Source organism: Pseudomonas sp. FeS53a, from assembly GCF_000931385.1.
GTDB classification, from domain to species: Bacteria; Pseudomonadota; Gammaproteobacteria; order Pseudomonadales; family Pseudomonadaceae; genus Metapseudomonas; species Metapseudomonas otitidis.
This window is the reverse complement of record NZ_JYFT01000063.1, coordinates 48,882-69,251: the sequence shown is the minus strand read 5'-3', so window position 1 is coordinate 69,251 and position 20,370 is coordinate 48,882. Positions and strand designations below refer to the sequence as shown.

15 protein-coding genes are annotated in these 20,370 nt (G+C 67.9%); 2 read left to right on the top strand and 13 right to left on the bottom strand.

What is annotated here, in order from left to right; translation table 11 throughout:
* Positions 1–51 precede the first annotated feature (51 nt).
* From SZ55_RS20015 to SZ55_RS19990, 6 genes are all read right to left on the bottom strand, one after another.
* Positions 52–4,263, bottom strand: a complete 4,212-nt coding sequence (locus tag SZ55_RS20015) for an EAL domain-containing protein (RefSeq protein WP_082078306.1) — start codon at positions 4,261–4,263, stop codon at positions 52–54.
* A 193-nt stretch (positions 4,264–4,456) separates the two neighbouring features.
* On the bottom strand, positions 4,457–5,419 hold the full coding sequence (locus tag SZ55_RS27640; protein ID WP_082078303.1) for an AraC family transcriptional regulator ligand-binding domain-containing protein: 963 nt from the start codon (positions 5,417–5,419) through the stop codon (positions 4,457–4,459).
* A gap of 8 nt (positions 5,420–5,427) precedes the next feature.
* A complete protein-coding gene (locus SZ55_RS20005; protein WP_044410467.1) occupies positions 5,428–6,423 on the bottom strand; it encodes a fimbrial protein in 996 nt (331 codons plus the stop codon).
* A gap of 13 nt (positions 6,424–6,436) precedes the next feature.
* A complete protein-coding gene (locus SZ55_RS20000; protein WP_052807636.1) occupies positions 6,437–8,908 on the bottom strand; it encodes a fimbria/pilus outer membrane usher protein in 2,472 nt (823 codons plus the stop codon).
* Between the two features lie 6 nt (positions 8,909–8,914).
* Positions 8,915–9,625, bottom strand: a complete 711-nt coding sequence (locus SZ55_RS19995; protein WP_044410464.1) for a fimbrial biogenesis chaperone — start codon at positions 9,623–9,625, stop codon at positions 8,915–8,917.
* 61 nt (positions 9,626–9,686) lie between these two features.
* Positions 9,687–10,226, bottom strand: coding sequence for a fimbrial protein (locus tag SZ55_RS19990; protein ID WP_044410461.1), 540 nt, complete (start codon positions 10,224–10,226; stop codon positions 9,687–9,689).
* Between the two features lie 332 nt (positions 10,227–10,558).
* Here SZ55_RS19990 and ettA point away from each other — a divergent pair, with 332 nt between their 5' ends.
* Positions 10,559–12,226: an energy-dependent translational throttle protein EttA gene (ettA, locus tag SZ55_RS19985; RefSeq protein ID WP_044410459.1), complete on the top strand. Its 1,668-nt coding sequence runs from the start codon at positions 10,559–10,561 to the stop codon at positions 12,224–12,226.
* A 57-nt stretch (positions 12,227–12,283) separates the two neighbouring features.
* Here the strand turns inward: ettA and SZ55_RS19980 are convergent, their stop codons facing one another.
* Entirely contained in the window at positions 12,284–12,919 is a 636-nt protein-coding gene (locus SZ55_RS19980; protein WP_044410456.1) for a hypothetical protein, read from the bottom strand.
* A 403-nt stretch (positions 12,920–13,322) separates the two neighbouring features.
* Here SZ55_RS19980 and gdhA point away from each other — a divergent pair, with 403 nt between their 5' ends.
* On the top strand, positions 13,323–14,657 hold the full coding sequence (gene gdhA, locus SZ55_RS19975; RefSeq protein ID WP_044410853.1) for an NADP-specific glutamate dehydrogenase: 1,335 nt from the start codon (positions 13,323–13,325) through the stop codon (positions 14,655–14,657).
* Positions 14,658–14,776: 119 nt separating this feature from the next.
* On the opposite strand, the gene SZ55_RS19970 is transcribed toward gdhA, so the two are convergent.
* The 6 genes from SZ55_RS19970 to SZ55_RS19945 all read right to left on the bottom strand — a co-directional run bounded on the left by SZ55_RS19970 (position 14,777) and on the right by SZ55_RS19945 (position 20,096).
* Positions 14,777–15,151, bottom strand: a complete 375-nt coding sequence (locus SZ55_RS19970; protein WP_044410453.1) for a hypothetical protein — start codon at positions 15,149–15,151, stop codon at positions 14,777–14,779.
* 102 nt (positions 15,152–15,253) lie between these two features.
* Positions 15,254–16,279 (bottom strand): RNA 3'-terminal phosphate cyclase, encoded by a 1,026-nt coding sequence (rtcA, locus tag SZ55_RS19965; protein WP_044410449.1) that lies wholly within the window; start codon positions 16,277–16,279, stop codon positions 15,254–15,256.
* Between the two features lie 209 nt (positions 16,280–16,488).
* Positions 16,489–17,391, bottom strand: a complete 903-nt coding sequence (locus SZ55_RS19960; protein ID WP_044410446.1) for a hypothetical protein — start codon at positions 17,389–17,391, stop codon at positions 16,489–16,491.
* Between the two features lie 29 nt (positions 17,392–17,420).
* Positions 17,421–18,218, bottom strand: a complete 798-nt coding sequence (locus SZ55_RS19955) for a nucleotidyltransferase domain-containing protein (protein WP_044410443.1) — start codon at positions 18,216–18,218, stop codon at positions 17,421–17,423.
* Between the two features lie 21 nt (positions 18,219–18,239).
* Entirely contained in the window at positions 18,240–18,818 is a 579-nt protein-coding gene (locus SZ55_RS19950) for a hypothetical protein (RefSeq protein ID WP_044410441.1), read from the bottom strand.
* Positions 18,819–18,872: 54 nt separating this feature from the next.
* A complete protein-coding gene (locus SZ55_RS19945; protein WP_044410438.1) occupies positions 18,873–20,096 on the bottom strand; it encodes an RtcB family protein in 1,224 nt (407 codons plus the stop codon).
* Positions 20,097–20,370: the final 274 nt, after the last annotated feature.

Sequence of the window (20,370 nt, the reverse complement as noted above, 5' to 3'; positions counted from 1 at the left end):
CTTACGGCAGGCGGGCGGCCGGGSCCCGGCCGCAGGTCACGAATCGCAGGCTCAACTGAGCATGAACAGCGCGGCGCCGCCGAACTGGGCTTCCAGCTGGTCGGCGGGCATCGGCCGGCCGAAGAGGAAGCCCTGCACTTCGTCGCAGCCGTGCTCGCGCAGGAAGTCGAGCTGGGCGTGGGTCTCGACGCCTTCGGCGATCACTGCGAGGTTGAGGCTGTGGGACATGGCAATGATGGCGCGGGCGATCTGCGCGTCGCGCTCGCCGTCGGGCAGGCCGTCGACGAAGCTGCGGTCGATCTTCAGCACGTCGATGGGGAAACGCTTGAGGTAGTTGAGCGAGGAGTAGCCGGTGCCGAAGTCGTCCACCGCGATGCACAGGCCGAGGCGCTTGAGGTTGGCGAGGATCTCCATGGCCTCGGCCACGTCGCGCATGAGGATGCTCTCGGTCAGCTCCAGCTCCAGGCAGGCGGGCGGCAGGCCGCTCTCGGCGAGGATGCCGGAGATGCGCTGGACCAGTTGGCCGTCGGCGAACTGGCGGGCGGAGATGTTCACCGAGACCTTGGGCAGGCGCATCTTGCGCTGGTGCCAGGCACGCAGTTGGCGGCAGGCCTCGCGCAGGACCCAGTCGCCGACTTCCACCACCAGGCCCAGTTCTTCCAGCACGGGGATGAACTCGCCGGGCGGCACCAGGCCGCGCTCGGGATGGCGCCAGCGCAGCAGGGCCTCGACGCCGGTCAGGCGCTTGCCGTCGCCGGAGAACTGCGGCTGGTAGTAGAGGACGAACTCGCGCTGTTCCAGGGCGTGGCGCAGGTCGCTCTCCAGCTCCAGGCGCTCCAGGGCGCGGGCGTTCATCTCGGCCTGGTAGAACTGGAAGTTGTTCTTGCCGCGTTCCTTGGCGTGGTACATGGCGGTGTCGGCGTTCTTCATCAGCTGGCTCGGCTCGTGGCCGTCCTGCGGGCCGAGGGCGATGCCGATGCTGGCGGTGACGAAGAATTCGCGGCCTTCCAGCACGAAGGGCCGGGCCAGGCGCGAGAGGATCTGCTCGGCGACGGTGATGGCCCGGTTCAGGGCCGTTTCGCGCCCGGTGCAGGGCGACAGCAGCAGGGTGAACTCGTCGCCGCCCATGCGCGCCACGGTGTCGTCGTCACCCACGCAGTCGGCCAGGCGCACGGCCACGTCCTTGAGCATGCGGTCACCGGCGGCGTGGCCGAGGGAGTCGTTGATCGGCTTGAAGCGGTCCAGGTCGAGGAACATCAGCACCACCCATTCCTCGCGCCGCTCGGCGTGCTGCAGGGCGGTGTGCAGGCGCTCCTGGAACAGGGTGCGGTTGGGCAGCTGGGTGAGGGCGTCGTAGTAGGCGAGGCGGTGGATGCGCTGCTCGCTGGCCTTGCGCTCGCTGATGTCGCTGAAGAAGCACACGTAGCTGACCAGGTCGCCTTCCTCGTCGTGCACGGCGGTGATGCCGACCCAGGCGGGGTAGTGGTCGCCGGCGCGGCGCTTGAGCCAGATCTCGCCCTCCCAGCTGCCGCGCTGGTTGAGCTGGCGCAGGATGTAGTCCAGCTGGGTGGCCTGCTGGCGGTCGGCGGTGAGCATCGAGGGCAGCTGGTCGAGCATCTCGGCGGACTGGTAGCCGGTGATGCGGGTGAAGGCTTCGTTGACCTGGACGATGTAGCCGGCCGGATCGGTGACCAGTATGGCCGAGGTGGAGTGCTCGAACACCGTGGCGGCCATGCGCAGGTCCTTCTCGGCGCGGCGCTGCTGGCTGATGTCGCGGCCGACGCCGAGCAGGCCCTCGAAGCGGCCGTGCTCGTCCCACATGAGCATGATGCGCAGCTCCACCGGGATCTTGCGGCCATCGGCGCGCAGGCAGTCGAACAGGAACAGCTGCGGCGGCAGCTGGCTGCGCAGTTCCGCCAGGCGCTGGGGGTCGCCCAGGGCGTGGTTGACCTTGTCCATCAGCACGAACAGCGAGGCGAGCTGGCGCGGGTTGGCCACGGTGCCGTTGAAGCCGTGGTCGATCACCCATTCCGGGCTCAGGCCCAGCACCGGCTGCACCGAGGGGCTGATGTAGTTGAGCTTCAGTTCGCGGTCACTGGTGAAGATGACGTCGCTGATGCTCTCGGCCAGCAGGCGGTAGCGCCGCTCGCTGTCGCGCATCTGCTCGCTGGCTTCGATCTGTTCGGTGATGTCCTTGGCCACGCCGATCAGCCGGCTGACCCGGCCCTGGTCGTCGCGGGTCAGGGCCTGCTCGCGGATGTCGAACCAGTGCCAGCTGCCGTCGCGGTGGCGCCAGCGCAGCAGGCATTGCAGCAGCTGCCCGTCGCTGACCACCTGCTGCAGGCTGCGCATGCGGGCGTACTGCTCCTGGTCGTCGGGGTGGAGGATCTGCTCCCAGAAGTGCTCGCCCATCTCGCGCAGTTCGCGGCGGCTGTAGCCGAGCTGCTGGCCGAGGCGGTTGTTGCTGAGCATTACCCGGCGCGCGCCGATGTCGTGCACGTAGAGGGTGTCGGGCACCGCCAGCACCACGTCGGACCAGAAGCGCTCGCGCTCGATCAGCGACAGCTCCATGCGCTTGCGGCTGGTGATGTCGCTCATGCTGAGGGTGACGGCGTGCAGGTCCTGGATCATCTCGGGCATGCGCAGCACCACCCAGAGGTGCCGTTCCACGCCCTGGGGCGTGACGATGCGGGTTTCCAGCTCCAGCTGCTGCTGGGTGCCGAGCACGGCGGCGATGAGCTGCATGCGCATGCCACCGGGGCGCAGCGGGCGGTCGCCGATGATCAGCTGCCAGACCTGGTCGGCGTTGCGTGCGCCCAGCAGGCGCAGGGCGAACTGGTTGACCTCGGTGACCCGCAGGCGCTGTTGCAGTGGCAGGTGGCGCTCGGGGTGGCCCTGCAGCCAGTGCTCCAGGGCCTGGGCGTCGCGGATGCCGTTGTGCAGCAGGTGCTCGCGCAGGCTGGCGAGGTCGAGCACGCAGAGGGCGACGCCGGTGCCTTCGAAGATTTCCTGGTAGCGCCGACGGGTTTCCTGGAGTACCCGCAGGGCTTGCTGCTCCTCGGTGACGTCACGCAGGACCCAGACGTAGCCGATGAGCTTGGCGCCATCGTTGAGGTCGCTGCGGGTCACGGTGAACAGCCGCTGCACGGTGCCGACGCTGACCTGCACCAGGTCGGGACCGAGGTCCTGGCTGTAGTGGATGGTGTGCAGCAGCAGCGGGTCGAGGTTGGGCAGCAGGGCCAGCAGGTGGACCTGCTGGGCGTCCTCGCTGCTGAGGCCGAACATGGCTTCGGCCTGGGCGTTGAGGTAGCACACCAGGCCGTCGGTCCAGGTCACCACCACGCGCTCTTCGATCACCCCGAGGGCGCTGGCGGCCTGGCGCAGGGAGCGCCGCGAGGCGTCGTTGAGGGCCTTCAGGCTGCGTTGCTCGCGTTGCAGGACGAACAGCGCCAGCAGGGCCATGGCGGCGCAGACGGAGAACAGGGCGAGCTTGCCGATCAGGCCGGGCAGCATCGTGGCGCGGGCCTGGCGCTCGTCGTACAGGGCGCGCAGTTGCCAGTCGCTGTTGGCCAGGGGCAGTTGGGCGAGGGTCTGGGCCTGCTCTTCGGCGGTGAGGGGCACGCCGGTGGGTTTGCTCTGGTCCGCTTCGGTGCCGCCGTGGATCAGCACGCGCTGGTTGAGCCGGTCTTCCAGCAGCCAGCCGCAGCTCAGGCCGCGTTCACGCAGCCAGGCCTGCAACGTGGAGGCATCGAGGCGCAGCACCCAACTGCGCCCCTGGCCGTCGTGGAGCATCAGGTAGACGCGGCCGCCGGCCTCGGCGGTGAAGGCGAAATGGTAGGGCTGGCCGGCGCTGCGCTGGGCCAGGGCGGCGATGTAGAGGCTGTCGTCGCTGGCGGGGTCGCTGTCGTCGAGCACGCCGCCCCGGGGCGAGACCCGGGCGATGCTGCGCATCTGCGGATAGAGCACGTGGAGGCTGTCGAGCAGGGCCGGCTCGCTGATCTCTCGACCGCTGTACTGCAGCAGGGCGAGGCCGGCCTCGGCTTCCTGCTCCATGGTGCCTTCCAACTGTCGCGCCAACTGCTCGGCGAGCGTCCGGTCGTACTGGCGCTGATCGGTCTGCAGGCGGTGGTACTCCTGCAGCAGTTGCCAGAACAGCAGCCCGATCATGATCACCACCAGCACCCCGAGCAGGCCCTTGACCGAGCGCTGCAGAGCGGGCCCCTGGGGCTCTCCGGGCGCGCGGTGGGTGAGGGCGGGCGACATGTCGGGCACGGGGCAATCCTGATCCATCGGCGCGAAGGCCGAACGGGCTGGTCGGGGTTGTCTGGGGAAAGCGGGCTAGCATGCCTGGGGTTACGGCAAAGTGCCAGCACAGCCGACGAGCGTCCGGCGGGCCGCAATCACTGGCGCGCCACGGCGGGAAATGCCCACGGCTGGCGTGCGAACGGGGCCCCGATCAGTCCTCTTCGTCGCGCGCTACCGTCGTTCGGACGTTGGACGCGGTGGACGGGCCGGTTGTTCCCAAGGTGGGGTGCCGGCGTTCCGGCCAGATCTGTGCCGGCGCCAGTTCCAGGAGCGCAGCGATGGCCCGTTCGACCCGGGGATAGGGCTGGCGCTTGGCGTTCTTCACCGCCGCGCTGGAGACGCCCAGTTGGCGGGCCACCTCGGCCAGGCTGTGGCCGCGGGTGCGCAGCTGGTACTTGACCCATTCCCAGCGCTCGTCCTCGTCCTGGGGGATGTCGGGGGCCAGCGGGGCGGGATGCGGAGGGTGCTCCAGGTAGGCCAGCAGGTGCTGGTGCAGGGCGGGCTGGGCGGTGCGCAACGGTCGTTCGAGGGCTTCGCGGGGGACGTGCAGGCGGTTGTGCAGGCGCTCGAAGGTGATCGGGCAGACGAAGGCCTGACGGTGGAGCCGCTCGTCGTCCGGAGCGGGGTGGGCCAGTTCCAGCTGCAGGGCGTGGGTCGGGGGCAGGGTCAGCGGGGCCAGGGCATTGGCCAGCAGGGCCAGGATGAGTTCGTCGAACTGCCGGGTGCTGGCCGTTCCACCGGGCAGCAGGCGGAAGTCGACCAGCAGAACCTGGGCATCGAGCCGCAGGTCGAGCCGGGCGGGGGTGACCAGCCAGGCCAGGTGGCGCTGGGCACACATCAGTGCGTCGCCGAAGGTGCTGGCGCTCTGCACCGCCAGGCCGTAGGGGCCGAGCGCGCCCAGGTCCAGCCGGGTGCCCTGGTGCAGGCCGATCTGGGGGAGGGGGCCCTCGTCGGCGTGCTGCAGGAGGTGGAGAAAGTCGTCCAGTGGCCAGTGCGAGCCCGGCAGCAAGGCATCCGGGCCATGGCCGAGTGCCTGGGCGAGGGGGGGAAGCAGGTGGTGGCAGCCCAGCAGCAGGCTGGCGGCGATCACCCGCCCCTGGGTCGTGTCGGTCATTGGCGTGGTCAGTAATAGATGAGGGTGAACACTAACGCGCCGTTGGCGATACCGGCGCTGAATGGTTCGTTCAGCCGTAGATAACGCGCGCTGTAGGGAAAGGCGTACGACTGGCCGGGGGTGTCGGTCAGTGCCAGCACGCCCCGCACCACCCGGTTGTCCAGCGGTGCGGGCCCCGCCTGCCCTTCGAAGCGTTGGCGCACCTCGATGGCCACGCCCTGGGCGCTGTCCGGGCCGGGGCTCAGGCGCATCAGGCCACGGGCGGCGTCCACGGCGCCATCGCTGGGGCGCAGGGCGATGCCGATGTCGTTCTGCTGCCAGCCGGCCTGGCCGTTGAAGAGCCGGCGGGTGCCATGGAACGAGGGGCAGTTGACCAGCCGCACGGCGAAGTCGACCCAGGGTGTGGCATCGCCCGGCCGGGCCAGGGCGCTGGCGGGGAAGGTGCCGAGGGGCACGTCGACGTCGGTGGCCATGCAGGTGCTGCTCACCAGGTTGAGGCTGCCGCTCAGTTCGGTGCGCCCTAGCTCGCTGTGGCCGCAGTAGAGCGCCAGGGCCGGCAACTGGTCGCCGGCCAGGGTACCGGGCTGCAGGGTCGGCTCGGTCTTCACCAGTTGCAGGACCACGGCCGAGCCCCGCGCGGTGGCCAAGGCACCGCCGTCGGGGGCGCTGTAGCGCACGCCGACGCCGGGCAGGTTGGTCTGGTACACCGGTGACTCAGCCGAACGGGCGTCCTGCCAGAGGGCCTGGGCAGGGCGCGGGGTGAGGGCCAGGGTCAGGGGCTGGCCTTCGCTGTCGTTCGCCACCTGGGGCACCGGCAACCATTGCTCATAGAGGACGGTGCCGATCGGGGCAGCGGGTGGCTGGCTGATGGCGGGCGCACCAAACGGCACCTGGCGGCTGGCTGCCACGGGGGCCGGGCAGTCGGCCCAGGCAGCAAGCGGCAGCAGGCCGGCGAGCATGAGGGGCAGCCAGGTGGCCAGGTACGGGGGACGCAGGTTCGGCATGGTCGGCTCCGGGTCAGGGGTGGCAGGTGAGGTCGCGAGGGGCTTCGTCGACGGGCGGCAACGGTTGCGGCACGGCGAGGCTGCAGGACTTTCCGGGGGCCCAGTTGGCCCGCAGGGTGGCGGGCGCGCCGTCCAGGCGCAGGTAGATCAGCCCGCCCTGGCCGATCACGCCCAGGGCTTGTCCCTGTTCGTCCTGCAGGTTGGTGCCGAAGGGCAGGGGTTCGCCATCGGGCAGCAGGCCGCGAGCCAGCAGGACGCTGCCGGAGCGGGTGGGAAATTTCACCAGCACCACGGCGCCACTCCGAGGGGCAACGCGTTGCTCGGTTTCTTCGAACTCGACGCTGTCGGCGGCGCCGGCCGGGTCGAGGATCAGCTCGTTCATCTGGTAAGGCTGCAGCCCGGCCACCACGGCCTGTCCGTGGCCGTCCAGGGCCAGGCCGGGTTGCTGGGCGACTCTGGCGCCGGCTCCGCCAGGGGCCACCAGCACGGCGAAGGTGTCGCCCTGCATGGGCGTCAGGGTGATGCCTTCGGGGTGGGCTAGCAGGCTGCCGGTCAGGCCAAGTGAGGCAGTCCGGTAGTCGTCGCCCTGGCTCACTGCGCCGCTAAGCAAGGCCCGGGAGGATTGATAGCTGCCACCGAGGCTGCTGGCGTTCGAGCCCTGGCTGTTGCGGCTGGTGGACAGCGTGTAGGCCAACTGGCGGGATTCACCCGCGCTGCCTCGCAGCGACAGGCGTTCGTCATGGGTGCCGTCGCGGCGCCGGGTGTAGGTGGCAGAGAGGCTCTGGCTGCCGCCGAGCCGGTTGCCCAGGGGGATGCTGAGGCTCAGTCGCGCCTGGTTGTCGGGCTGGCCCTGGGCATCTTGTGCGCGGATCACGTCCAGGCTGAGGCTGAAACTGCGGAAGCGTTGGGTGTAGCCCACCTGATACTGCCGGGCCCAACGCGGGGCTTGCCAGTCGCGCTGCAACAGCAGCCCGGCGCTGAGCTGTGCATCCGGGCCGGTATCCAGTGTCAGGTTCGCAGTGGCCCTGTCGCGCAGGCCCGCAGGTCGGGCGTCTGCCGGGAGCGTGGCGGGCTGGTCCTGGCGCTGGGCGGCGCTGGAGAGGGACTGATAGCCCGGTGACGGAGCGTGGCGCAGCTCCAGGGCCAGGGCCGGGCCGCCGGCTGGCCAGCTGCGGGAGTAAGCCAGGCCGAGGCTTTTGCCTGCTTCGTGCTGGCCATGGATCTGTGCCCGGCTGTGGGTGAGGTCGGCGGCGACAGCCCCCAGGGGGGTGTTGAACGCCGCCCCGATCATCAGTGCGCTGTAGTCGGAGCTGGCCTGGCTGCCCAGGTAGGCGGTGGTGCGGTTGTCCAGGCCGCGCCGGAAGACGCCGTCGATCACCAGCGGTTGGTGCTTGAGCGCGGCGTCGCGCAGGCGCCCGGCGGCCAGACTGAAGCGTACCTGGCCCGGCCTCAACAGTTCGACGGCGGGGCTGTAGGGCAGGGCAAAGCGTTGTTCGCTGCCATCCGCTTCCAGGACCCGCACCTCCAGGTCGCCACCGCGCCCAGGGGGCGCGAGGTCGTCCAGTTCGAAGGGGCCCGGGGCGACATTGAGTTCCTTCAGCAGCGTTGCGCCCTGCCAGACCTGGATGCGCGCCTGGGTGCGGGCAACACCGCGGAATACGGGGGCGAAGTTGCGCTGGGAGTAGGGCAGCATGCCGGGGTCGCTGTGCAGGTGCAGGCCGCTCAGGGGCACCCCGGGAAGCAACTGGCCACTGCTGTTGACCTCGCCGATCTCCAACTGGCTGCCCCAGTCGTCCAGGTCGTGTTGCAGGTAGGTGGCAGCGTTGCGGTAGGCGCTCGTGGCGCCGCTCTGCCAGGCCTGGGAACCCTGGTGGCGCAAACGCCAGCGGTCCAGGTTGAGGCCGCCGTCCAGGTTGAGAAACAGGCTGTCGCTACGGCTGCCGGTCTGCTCCTGGTGGCTGGCGTTGAGGGTGTAGCCGAGGATGGCGGCAGTGGCGCCTTCATCCCAGAGCGTACGGTCCACGTAGTCGTAGGCATTGCGGCGCAGGGCCACCTGGGGGACCTGCAGCTCCAGCACCAGCTCGGCCATGTCGAAGCGCGCCTGGGCACCGTCCACCTGGTCCTCCAGGCGGCCGCAGGTTGCGGGTTCGATGGAGCGCAGGTGGGCGGGGTCGACGCCGACGAGTTCGAGCAGCTCCGGTGGCAGGCAGGGGAAGGCGCCGCGCGCGTCGCTCGCGACTTCCATTTCACGGCGCAGGGCGATCCGCTCGTTCAGGCGGATGTCCACCTGGTAGTTGCCCGGTACGACGGGAGATTCGTCCTCGAACTGGCTGAGGTCGAAGTTCCGTGCTTCAGGGGGCAGGAAGGAGTCGTCGAAGAGGACACGTTCATCGCTATGGCCTTGCCTCGTGAGGACCACCAGCATGCCCACGAGCAGCAGTGCGGACAGCAGGCCGCGACAGGGCCGCTGCAGGGCGTGGCGCATCGAGCGTCAGGGCGACAGGCGGGCGGTATGGCTGGCGTCTGCTCCGAAGTCGTTGATGATCCTGAAATCGACCACTGCATTGGCGGAGCCGGGTGCCCGTCCCTTCAATGGCAGGCGCAAGGTCTCACGCGGGGCGACCATGGCCGAACCCTTGGCTAGCGGGACGTCGCGGCCGTCCAGGCTGATACCGACGAAGGTGATGTGGAACGCGCCGGGATTGGTGCATACCAGCTCGTCCCCCTGCACCTTCCATTGCAGGGCGCCGATGCCGGTTTCCAGCGTGCCCAGGCCCTTGGGGCGGTAGAACAGCTTGAGGCGACTGGCGAATGCCATCTGCAGTTTGTTGGCGGCGCTGCCTTCCGCCGGCTTGGGTGGCAGCTCCAGGACGGTGAGCCAGTACAGCGATTCGCGGTCCTGGGGCAGGCCCTGCTCGATGAGGCGAATCCGCAGACTCTGGCCCTTGCCGGGGTTGACTCGGGTCACGGGGGGCGAGAGGAGGAAGGGGCTGCGGGCCTTGGCGACGTTATCGGTATCCGGTTTTTCGTCGATCCAGGCCTGGGCCAGGGCAGGCACGTCGCCGTTGTTGGTGAGCTGGACGGTGATCTCGCGTTGCTCGCCGGGGTAGATCACGCGGGTGCCGGTGATGACGATGCCGGCCTGGGCAAAGGCGGGGCCGAGCATGGCGAGCATGCCCAGCCAGAGGTGGATGCGTTTCATGTTGACTCTGAGTACTTCACTGGGGAGGGGAAGGCAGGCGTTGCGCCTGCCTTCCTATGCGTCACGGGTAGCCGATCATGTACATGGCGGTTGCTTCGACAGCGCCCGGGGTGGCGATGCCCGTGGCGTAGTAGCGCACCTTGTAAATGGCGCTGCCCTGGCCGGCGTTCAGCTGCAGGGCGGTCGGGGTCATGCCCCGCAGGTCAACCGGGGTACCTGCGTCGTCGGTGATTTCCAGGGCAACGTTGTTAGCGGCGTCCTGCGACGCGACGTTTTGCAACTGGTCGCCATCCAGGTAGGCCGAAGTGAAGACGACATCGGCCGAGCTGGCGTTGGTCTTGCAGTCCTTGAGGCTGATGGTGAACGGGGTGTCGCCGGCGGTCTGGCCCGCGACGCGCAGCTCGGCAGCCTTGGTTTCCGGCAGGGTCACGCTGGCGTTGCCCGGGGTCACCACACCGTCGACGGCCACGGTGCAGGTCTTCTCCTGGATCTTCCCGAAGAAGTGGATTTCGGCACCGTCGGCGTCGGTGTAGGCGTAGGCCGAGAGGGTGGAGGCAGAGAGCGCCAGCGCGGCGGCAGAGGTCACGAATTTCCTGATCATGTTGCGTTCCTTTGTGGTTTGCATGAAGGCCTGGATCGCTCGTACGAGAGCCCTGAAGCAGGCGGCAACATGGTAGAAAGCGCGCCCTGTGGGACGCTGGCCGGCATCGCGTAGGGGGGCAAGATAGTCTCAGGGGAAAAGGGCTATCACCTTGGACATAGGTGTCGGCGCAGGTGACCGAAGCGACGCGTGGCGAATGGGCGCGTGCGGCGTTTGCACAACCCCAGGGGAGCTAATAAGCTGACGCACTTTCCTGTCCATTCCGTCTGCGGCCAATGCCTTGCCACGCAAGCCATTGGCCCGATTCCACACGTTCAGCGAGGTCAAACAGTTTGGCTCAGTACGTCTACACCATGCATCGGGTCAGCAAGGTCGTGCCCCCGAAGCGTGAAATCCTCAAGGACATCTCGCTGTCCTTCTTCCCCGGCGCCAAGATCGGCGTGCTTGGCCTGAACGGCGCGGGTAAATCCACCCTGCTGCGCATCATGGCCGGCGTCGACACCGAGATCGACGGCGAAGCCCGCCCGATGCCGGGCATCAAGGTCGGCTACCTGCCCCAGGAACCGCAGCTCGACGCCAGCAAGACGGTCCGCGAGATCGTCGAAGAGGCTGTCGGCGAGATCAAGCAGGCCCAGGCCCGCCTGGACGAGGTCTACGCCGCCTATGCCGAGCCGGATGCCGACTTCGACGCCCTGGCTGCCGAGCAGGCCAAGCTGGAGGCCATCCTCCAGGCCGCCGACGGCCACAACCTGGAGCGCCAGCTGGAAGTGGCCGCGGACGCCCTGCGCCTGCCGCCGTGGGACGCGAAGATCGAGCACCTGTCCGGTGGCGAGAAGCGCCGCGTGGCGCTCTGCCGCCTGCTGCTGTCGGCCCCCGACATGCTGCTGCTCGACGAACCCACCAACCACCTGGACGCCGACTCCGTCGCCTGGCTGGAGCACTTCCTCCACGACTTCCCCGGCACCGTGGTGGCCATCACCCACGACCGTTACTTCCTCGACAACGTCGCCGGCTGGATCCTCGAACTGGACCGTGGCCACGGCATCCCCTTCGAGGGCAACTACTCCGGCTGGCTGGAATCCAAGGCCAACCGGCTGGCCCAGGAAGCCAAGCAGGAAGCCTCCCACGCCAAGGCCATGAAGGCCGAACTGGAGTGGGTGCGCCAGGGCGCCAAGGGGCGCCAGGCCAAGTCCAAGGCCCGTCTGCAGCGCTTCGAGGAAATGCAGTCCCAGGAATTCCAGAAGCGCAGCGAGACCAACGAGATCTACATCCCGGCCGGTCCGCGCCTGGGCGACAAAGTCATCGAGCTGCACAACGTCACCAAGGGCTACGGCGATCGTGTGCTGATCGACGACCTGTCCCTGAGCATCCCGAAAGGCGCCATCGTCGGCGTGATCGGCGGCAACGGTGCGGGCAAGTCCACCCTGTTCCGCATGCTCACCGGCAAGGAGCAGCCGGACTCCGGCCGCATCGAGATCGGCGAGACCGTGCAGATCGCCAGCGTCGACCAGAGCCGCGACAGTCTGGACGGCAGCAAGACCGTGTGGCAGCAGGTTTCCGATGGCTTCGAGCAGATCAAGATCGGCAACTACGAAGTCCCGTCCCGCAGCTACGTCGGCCGCTTCAACTTCAAGGGCGCCGACCAGCAGAAGTTCGTCAAGGACCTCTCCGGTGGTGAGCGCGGTCGCCTGCACCTGGCCCTGACCCTGAAGCAGGGCGGCAACGTGCTGCTGCTCGACGAACCGTCCAACGACCTCGACGTGGAAACCCTGCGCGCCCTGGAAGAGGCGCTGCTGGACTTCCCCGGCGCCGCCATCGTGATCTCCCACGATCGCTGGTTCCTGGACCGTATCGCCACCCACATCCTGTCCTACGAGGACGACGGCAAGGTGACCTTCTTCGAAGGCAACTACACCGAGTTCGAAGCGGACCGCAAGAAGCGCCTCGGCGAGGCGGCTGCCCAGCCGCACCGCGTGCGCTACAAGAAGCTGGCCCAGTAAGCCGGCAGCACCACGAAAAACGGAGCCCTCGGGCTCCGTTTTTCATTCCGGGGGCGCTTACTTCACCTTGCGGCTCAGGTCCTCCAGGCTGCGTTGCAGCTGATCGATGCGGCTGTCCTGGCTGTCCACCTCACGCTTGAGGCCGGACAGGTCGCTGGAGGAGGAGCTGTTGCGCTTGGCATCCTCCAGGCCACGCTGCAGCTGGTCGATGCGGTTGTCCTGGCTTTCCAGCTCGCGCTTGAGGCTGGAGACATCGCTGGACGACGAACTGCCACGCTTGGCGTCCTCCAGGCTGCGCTGGAGTTGATCGATCCGCCCCTTCTGGCTGTCCAGGTCGCGCTGGACGTTGGACAGGTCCGACGAGCCGGTGGTGCGCTTCACCTCCTCCAGCTGGCGGTTCAGGGTGCTGATGGTGCTGGCCTGGTCGCTGATCTGCCGGGTCAGCTTCTCCAGGCTTTCCTGGGTTCTCTTCAACTGCTCCTGCATCTTCTCGAGGGTGTCGATGCTGATACGGGATTCCTTCAGCGTTGTGCCACTGACCGGGTTGCGATCGACCGTAACCAGGTTGCTGTAGCTGCTGGACGAACTGCCGACCTCGATGCCCGCCTGAGCCGCCCCGGCAAGACCCGCCAGGACCAGGGCGGCCAGGGAAGCGGTGAAGGGGCGGACAGAACGCTTGGGCAAGCTGGACATGAACAGGTGCTCCTGAGTGGGTGCCGATATGGCACATCGCTATGACTGGAGCGCCGGGGTGCCGTTCCGTTTGTCGGGAAGGATCAGTTGTATCCAATCATGACGGTCGCTGACGACACCATGGCAGTGGAACGCCGAGCCGGTTTCACGGTGTCGTGAAAACGTCACTTTCTGGTGCTGGAAGCGCTCGAAAAAAGTGCAAAAACGCAAGAATCCACTGGCACGGGTATCTGCCGGAACAGAGCGTTCGGAGCGTAGGTTTATGGCGTGTGGCGGTGTGGATTTACAGCAAATGCACCAAAAAGTTTCATCAATGCGTCATTTTGCCCTGTTTATGTGCCGGATCGCTTGCTAGAGTCTCGCGCTACCGATTGTCCACAAAAGAAAAATACTGGTGAGCATCATGACTCCTTCCCTGGACCTGTTCCTGCAACGGCTCAAGCAACGCGACCCCCACCAGCCCGAATTCCACCAGGCGGTGGAAGAGGTGCTGCGCAGCCTCTGGCCCTTCCTCGAAGCCAACCCCCGTTACCTGCGCGACGGCCTGCTGGAGCGCCTGGTCGAGCCCGAGCGCGCCATCCTGTTCCGCGTACCCTGGGTCGACGACAAAGGCCAGGCCCAGGTCAACCGTGGCTTCCGCGTGCAGATGAGCAGCGCCATCGGCCCCTACAAGGGCGGTCTGCGCTTCCACCCCTCGGTCAACCTCGGCGTGCTGAAGTTCCTGGCCTTTGAGCAGGTGTTCAAGAACTCCCTCACCTCCCTGCCCATGGGCGGCGGCAAGGGCGGTTCGGACTTCAATCCCAAGGGCAAGAGCGACGCCGAAGTGATGCGCTTCTGCCAGTCGTTCATGAGCGAGCTGTACCGCCACATCGGTGCGGATCTGGACGTACCCGCTGGTGACATCGGCGTCGGCGCCCGCGAGATCGGCTACCTGTTCGGCCAGTACAAGCGCCTCTCCAACGAGTTCACCTCGGTGTTCACCGGCAAGGGCCTGGCCTACGGCGGCAGCCTGGTGCGCCCCGAAGCCACCGGCTACGGCTGCGTCTACTTCGCCCAGGAAATGCTCAAGGGCCAGGGCCGTGGCTTCGATGGCGCACGCGTGGCCATCTCCGGCTCCGGCAATGTGGCGCAGTACGCCGCGCAGAAGGTCATGGAACTGGGCGGCAAGGTGATTTCCCTGTCCGACTCCGGCGGCACCCTGTTCATCGAAGACGGCCTGACCCCCGAGCAGTGGGATGAGCTGATGGAGCTGAAGAACGAGCGTCGTGGGCGTCTGGAGTCCCTGCAGGGCGCCGGTTTGCGCTTCCTGCCCGGCGAGCGGCCGTGGAAGCTGGCCTGCGACATCGCGCTGCCCTGCGCCACCCAGAACGAACTGGACGCCGAAGACGCCCGCACCCTGCTCGCCAACGGCTGCATCTGCGTGGCCGAGGGTGCCAACATGCCCTCCACCCTCGAAGCGGTGGATGCCTTCCTCGAGGCCGGCATCCTCTTCGCCCCGGGCAAGGCCTCCAACGCCGGCGGCGTCGCCACCAGCGGCCTGGAGATGAGCCAGAACGCCATGCGCCTGCACTGGACCGCCGGCGAAGTGGACCAGCGCCTGCACGGCATCATGCAGAACATCCACCACGCCTGCGTCCACTATGGCGAGGAAAACGGCCGGATCAACTACGTGAAAGGCGCCAACATCGCCGGCTTCGTCAAAGTGGCCGACGCCATGCTGGCGCAGGGGCTGGTCTGACACGACCCACCCGCACTCGGACGAACAAGGGCAGCCAATCGGCTGCCCTTTTCATGTCGCCCTGACGGCAAGGGCTGTTCACTGCAACGGACCGTCCAACCCGCACATGGGGCTCGCACTCAATCGCTGTGCCCGCCCAGGGCGCGTGCGGCCGCGCGGTCCTTGTCCCGCTTCCACTCGTCATCGCGGTCGCGCGTCACCTGCTCGCGGAACTCCCGCAACTCCTGGCTGCGCATCTGCTCCTTGCACTGCTCGAAACCGTCGCCCCAGCCCTCGGCGTAGGTGCGGTCGCGCAGGTAGCGGGGCACGTCCTTGCGGAACTCGCCGGTGATCGCCCCGGCAGCCTGGCGGCCGCTGCTGCAGCCGTCCTGGTAACCGTCGGCGAACGCCGGTGGATAGCCCTGGGCAACCAGGTAGTCATGGGTGGTCTCGCAGCCGGCGAGAAGCAGGGCCGCGCAGAGCAGGACAGGCAGGGTGGCGCGCATGCACGCCATGGTGAGCTCCCATGCGCCGATAGGGCGGGCGCATTCGCCGGATGGTCGGGGCGCGGACCGGGTCCGCGCGCCCATTCTCGGCAGCGGGATGTCGTCTTTTCGTCAAGACGCCGTGAGCGTGACGTTGTGGAAGTCCTCCCGCTCGCTCTGGATCAGACAACGCACGGGCAGGAATTGCTGGATCACCTCGATGTTGCTGGTCAGGTGGTCGCTCAGCACGCAGGTGCTGAACTGCCCGCCGCCGGCCAGGGCCATCGGCAGCAGCAGCTGGTCGGCCAAGTACTCCGAGGTGGCCGCTCCGCTGGCGAGCCAGGCCAGCAGCGGGCGGATCGCCAGGTCCGCCACCCGTTCGGCCGACAGGCGCGTCTGGCCCAGGGCGCAGAACAGCTCGGTCACCGCCTCGCAGCCCACCTTCAGCAGCAAGGCATTGCCCGGTCCCATGCCGGGTGCGAGGTAGGCGCGTTTCAGCGCCTCCTCCGGCCAGCCCAGGCGCATCGCCACCTGGCGCAGCTCGCGCTCACCGACATGGTGCGGGATGTTGGCCAGCACGGCCGTGGCTTCCTGCTCGCGTACCTCGCCGCGTGCCGGCAGCACCAGCGGGCGCAGCTCGCCCGGCTGCACCTGCAGTGTCACCTCACCCCCGCCTGCGGGCATGAAGCCGTGGCGCAACAGCTTCATCTCCACCTGGGCGCCCATGCGCCGCAGCAGGGGCAGCCATGCATGCTCGATGAAGTCCGCTGGCGGGGCCAGCGGGTTGTGGGTGCCACCGCTTATCCACAGGCGAGCCGGGCTGTCGGCGAACAGCAGGGCCGGCAACAGGGTCTGCAGCACCAGGGTGCAGCTGCCCGCACTGCCGATGGCGAAGCGGTAGTCGCCCCCGCGAATCGCGCCGGGAATGAAGGTCAGCTCCATCGAGCCCAATTCGGCCCCCTGGGTATGTGCGCCACAAATCTGTGCTGCGGCCTGGACCGCCGTCAGGTGCTGGCGCAACAGGCCCGGACGACCGCGCTGCTTGCGGATGTTGCGGATGCGCATCGGGCGGCCGGTGATCATCGACAGGCTCAGCGCGCTGCGCAGGATCTGGCCACCGCCGATGGCGCCGTCGAGTTCGAGAAAATCCGTGTTCATCTTCAGTGTTCCAATCAGTTGCTTCCGCCTGGGGCGGTTGGCCAGGTCATGGCTATTTCAGTCGGTTGTATGGGTTCCGGGTGCTCGCCGGAGAAGTCAGCCAGTTGCGTCCATTCGAGGCTCTCAATGGGGCGCGGACATACCAGTACCTGGCCCTTTCGTCCCAGGATGCTCCTTGGACGGGGATGGCCCATCCGCCTCCCGCCGGCTTACTGCGTCGGTGCGGGCGTGGTCGATAGCTGTGCCAGCGGCACGGTCTCCGGGCGCAGGGTCGCTGCGCACGCGTGCAGGCGGGTGGTTTCCGCCTGGGCTTCGGCGTCGCTTTCCGCCACCTGTGCCAGGGCGTAGCGGGCGGCTGCCGGCGTGCCGGTATCGATGACCGCGTAGGTTGCCAGGCAGCCTTCCTGCTGGCCCCGGGCGACCATGGCGCTGGGGTGGCGTTCGGCGACCACGGCGCGCAGGGCCGGCGAGGGCGGTGCCATCGACTCGCTGAAGGCCGTGCGATCCGGGTGCCAGGTCAGACGGCGCGTCTCCAGGCGGTCCGCTGCGTTCAGCGCGGCGGCATGCTCATGCACCAGCAGCACCGGGTCGTCGCCCGAGGGTGCCAGCACCCAGCTCTGGTTCGGCCCCGGAGCTTCGTCGTGGGACCAGGCCACGTGCGGGCCCTGGGGCGTGGCGAGGTACAGGGCGTGATGGCGCTTGGGGTGCTCGAAGCCGCCCATCTGGCTGACCAGCAACGCGGGCGTGCCATCCGCCAGCCGCAGCAGGCGAGCGGCCGCGCTGACCTGCCCCTCTTCCTCGCCGGTTATCCACACCCTGGGCGCCGCGCCAGCCCCCAGGGGCGTGCCGGCGCCGTACAGGGGATCGGGCGCTGCCTGGCTGGCGGGTGCCGCTGTCGCTGCCCAGTGCAGCGCCACAGTGGTGCCGAGTGGGCGGCCGTCTTTCAACAGGCGCAGCTCGAACGGGCAGGGCGCGGTGGTGCAGGCGGGCAGCGACAGCTCGTAGGCTATCGCCGAGTCCAGGGGCAGGGTGTCCAGCACCTGGCGCTCCTGGGCGGCGAGGCCGCTGGCCAGGCCCAGGAGCAGCAGGCCGGTGAAGGGTTTGACGTCCATTTCAGCTGTTCTCCATTGATGCGATGGCCTCAGGTGGCGTGGGTGTGCACGCAGTGCCGCATGAATTCATCCAGCAAGGCGTCGTCCCCCTGGCCGCGCGGCAGTTGCGGGGCTTCGCCGGCACTGGCCAGCTGGGCCTCGATGAAGGCGTGCAGCACCTCGCGGCGCGGGCCGTGGGTGGCTTCGGTGGCGGCGCGCTTGAGCTGCAGCAGCTCGTCGATCTCCGCCAGCAGCGCCGGGTCGTCCAGGGTCACCAGCAGGTCCTCGAAGGGCATCGGCGGGCGGCCACGGCCCTGGTCGAGCCAGCGTACCGCCAACAGCGGGCGCAAGACGTAGAGGTACTTCTTGAAACGCACCTCGTCGCCTTGCAGGTAACCACGGAAGTTCTTCTTGGCCATGGACAGGTAGTGATGGCGCACGGCCCGGGGCGACCAGAAGGCTTCGGCCAGTTCGCGCAGGCGCGCGGTGGCGGCGTCGTCCTGGCGGTAGACCAGGGGCGAGTCGAGCCACTCCAGCAGCGTGGGGTTGGAGTTGCGCAGCAGGCGCAGGGCCTTGCGCAGCTCCCAGCCGCTCACATCCAGTTCGTCGTCCAGCGGGCGCTCGATCACGTCGCGCGGCTCGCGTACCTGCAGGTACCAGTCGGGCTGCTCGACGTAGACGAAGCGCACGTCGTAGTCGCTGTCGCTGGAGGCGAAGCCCCAGGCGCGGCTGCCGGATTCGCAGGCGTAGAGCACGGTGACGTTGCGCTCGCGCTCGACCCGTTGCAGTTCCTCCAGCACCCGCTCGCGCATGGCGGCGGGGAGGGGATGGCGGTGGTCGCTGGTCATTTCGTTTGTTCCCTAACTGCTTCAATCGGTGGCGCTGGCGGCCAGCGCGCTGAGTGTTCGTCGTCTCGGGTTGTACAGGGTGAGGCACCAGATGCCCCACCATTCCTTGCCGTCATCGAAGTAGCGGCTCCAGGTGCTGCGCTGGGGCTCGCGGTCGGCGTTGCCGACCCAGTCCAGCACCTGCAGGCCTTCGTCCGGATAGAGGCGCAATACGTCGCGCCACTCCTGGAAGTCCGCTGCCTGCAACGGGGTGCCGTAGGGCGGGTCGACCAGGGCGCGGTGCAGGGGGCCGTTCTCACGGGACAGTTCGGCGATCCGTGCGCTGTCCAGGGCTTGCGGGCGGGCCTGTGCCAGGTCGGGGCTCAGGTCCGGCCACGGGTGGTTGGCGTACCGCGGGTGTTGTTCCACCAGCTTTCGCCGCCAGACCTGGGTGCGTTCGTCGATAGCCTCGAACAGCACCCGCAGCGCATCGCGGTGCTCGGCCTCGCCGGGGCTGGCGGTGGCATCCAGGCTCAGCACGACGAAATCGAAGACGCTGCCGGCTTCGTCGAGCCGGGCCCGCAATTCGGTGACCCGGCGGTTTTCCAGTTTCTGCAGCATCAGCCGCTCTCCCTCAGGGTCGAAAGGCGTTGGCGGGGCAACGCCGATCGTTTTTCATCCTTTCACGCAGACCACCTGACGCAGGGTGTGCACCACTTCCACCAGCTCGCGCTGGGCGTGCATCACGGCGTCGATGTCCTTGTAGGCCATGGGGATTTCGTCGATCACGTCCTCGTCCTTGCGGCATTCCACATGGGCGGTGGCGCGGATCTGGTCGTCCACGGTGAACAGCTTCTTCGCCTTGGTACGGCTCATGGTGCGGCCGGCGCCGTGGCTGCAGGAGCAGAACGCCTCCTCGTTACCCAGGCCGCGCACGATGAAGCTGCGCGCACCCATGGAGCCCGGGATGATGCCCAACTGGCCCTTCTGCGCTGATACTGCACCCTTGCGAGTCACCAGGACTTCCTGGCCGAAGTGCTGCTCCTTCTGCACGTAGTTGTGGTGGCAGTTCACCGCTTCCAGGTTGGCCTCGAAGGGTTTCTTGATCACCGTACGCGCCGCCGCGATCACGGCGTGCATCATCAGTGCGCGGTTCTGCTTGGCGAAGTCCTGGGCCCAGCCCACGGCCTCCACGTAGTCGTCGAAGTGCTGGCTGCCTTCTTCGAAGTAGGCCAGGTCGCGGTCCGGCAGGTTGGCGATGTGCTGGCGCATATCGGCCTGGGCCAGTTCGATGAACAGGCTGCCGATGGCGTTACCCACACCGCGCGATCCGCTGTGGAGCATGAACCAGACGCGCTGGGCCTCGTCCAGGCAGACCTCGATGAAGTGGTTGCCGGTTCCCAGGGTTCCCAGGTGCTTGCGGTTGTTGGTCTTCTCCAGGCGCGGGTACTTGTCGGTGATCACCTTGAAGCGCCCGGCCAGGGCCGACCAGGCGTGGTCCGCCAGCTCCGGCACGTCTTCCCAGGACCCCTTGTCTCGGCCACCGCGAGACACGCTGCGCCCGTGGGGCACGGCCTTCTCGATGGCGCTGCGCAGGCCCGCCAGGTTGTCCGGCAGGTCGGAGGCGGTCAGCGAGGTGCGCGCGGCGATCATTCCGCAACCGATATCCACACCCACGGCGGCCGGGATGATGGCGCCGACGGTGGGGATCACGCTGCCGATGGTCGACCCCTTGCCCAGGTGCACGTCCGGCATCACGGCCAGGTGCTTGAAGATGAAGGGCATCTTCGCGGTGTTGATCAGTTGCTTGCGCGCGTCCTCCTCCACCGGTACGCCCTGGGTCCAGAGCTTGATCGGCTTGCCGTTGGTGACTTCCAGCAGGTTGTAGTGCTTTTCCATGGTTCCTTCTTTCCTTTCAAAACGGCGACAAGTCGGGTGAAACGGCATCGCGCTCTATCCGATTGAGCTACGGCCCCGGAGAGCCGGCGGGAGTCGAACCCGCAACCACGACGTCCTGTAGTTCCACCGGCATTCGCCGGGCAAATTCGGTTGGCCGCCTGGGCGGCCGTGGTGCAGCGACAAGGGATGTGGACATGAATTGCTCTACCAACTGAGCTACCCGTTGCCGGGGCGGGGCTCGAACCCGCGACACATGTAGTGCCCATTGCATTCG

What these genes read in the sequence shown, in the direction of transcription:
- SZ55_RS19960 (WP_044410446.1), bottom strand. Translation starts at nt 17,391, where the DNA reads ATGGACGTCAAACCCTTCACCGGCCTGCTGCTCCTGGGCCTGGCCAGC.
- SZ55_RS19990 (WP_044410461.1), bottom strand. Translation starts at nt 10,226, where the DNA reads ATGATCAGGAAATTCGTGACCTCTGCCGCCGCGCTGGCGCTCTCTGCC.
- SZ55_RS27640 (WP_082078303.1), bottom strand. Translation starts at nt 5,419, where the DNA reads ATGACCGACACGACCCAGGGGCGGGTGATCGCCGCCAGCCTGCTGCTG.
- SZ55_RS20015 (WP_082078306.1), bottom strand. Translation starts at nt 4,263, where the DNA reads ATGTCGCCCGCCCTCACCCACCGCGCGCCCGGAGAGCCCCAGGGGCCC.
- rtcA (WP_044410449.1), bottom strand. Translation starts at nt 16,279, where the DNA reads ATGAACACGGATTTTCTCGAACTCGACGGCGCCATCGGCGGTGGCCAG.
- SZ55_RS19995 (WP_044410464.1), bottom strand. Translation starts at nt 9,625, where the DNA reads ATGAAACGCATCCACCTCTGGCTGGGCATGCTCGCCATGCTCGGCCCC.
- SZ55_RS19970 (WP_044410453.1), bottom strand. Translation starts at nt 15,151, where the DNA reads ATGGCGTGCATGCGCGCCACCCTGCCTGTCCTGCTCTGCGCGGCCCTG.
- SZ55_RS19955 (WP_044410443.1), bottom strand. Translation starts at nt 18,218, where the DNA reads ATGACCAGCGACCACCGCCATCCCCTCCCCGCCGCCATGCGCGAGCGG.
- SZ55_RS19945 (WP_044410438.1), bottom strand. Translation starts at nt 20,096, where the DNA reads ATGGAAAAGCACTACAACCTGCTGGAAGTCACCAACGGCAAGCCGATC.
- SZ55_RS19950 (WP_044410441.1), bottom strand. Translation starts at nt 18,818, where the DNA reads ATGCTGCAGAAACTGGAAAACCGCCGGGTCACCGAATTGCGGGCCCGG.
- SZ55_RS19980 (WP_044410456.1), bottom strand. Translation starts at nt 12,919, where the DNA reads ATGTCCAGCTTGCCCAAGCGTTCTGTCCGCCCCTTCACCGCTTCCCTG.
- gdhA (WP_044410853.1), top strand. Translation starts at nt 13,323, where the DNA reads ATGACTCCTTCCCTGGACCTGTTCCTGCAACGGCTCAAGCAACGCGAC.
- SZ55_RS20005 (WP_044410467.1), bottom strand. Translation starts at nt 6,423, where the DNA reads ATGCCGAACCTGCGTCCCCCGTACCTGGCCACCTGGCTGCCCCTCATG.
- SZ55_RS20000 (WP_052807636.1), bottom strand. Translation starts at nt 8,908, where the DNA reads ATGCGCCACGCCCTGCAGCGGCCCTGTCGCGGCCTGCTGTCCGCACTG.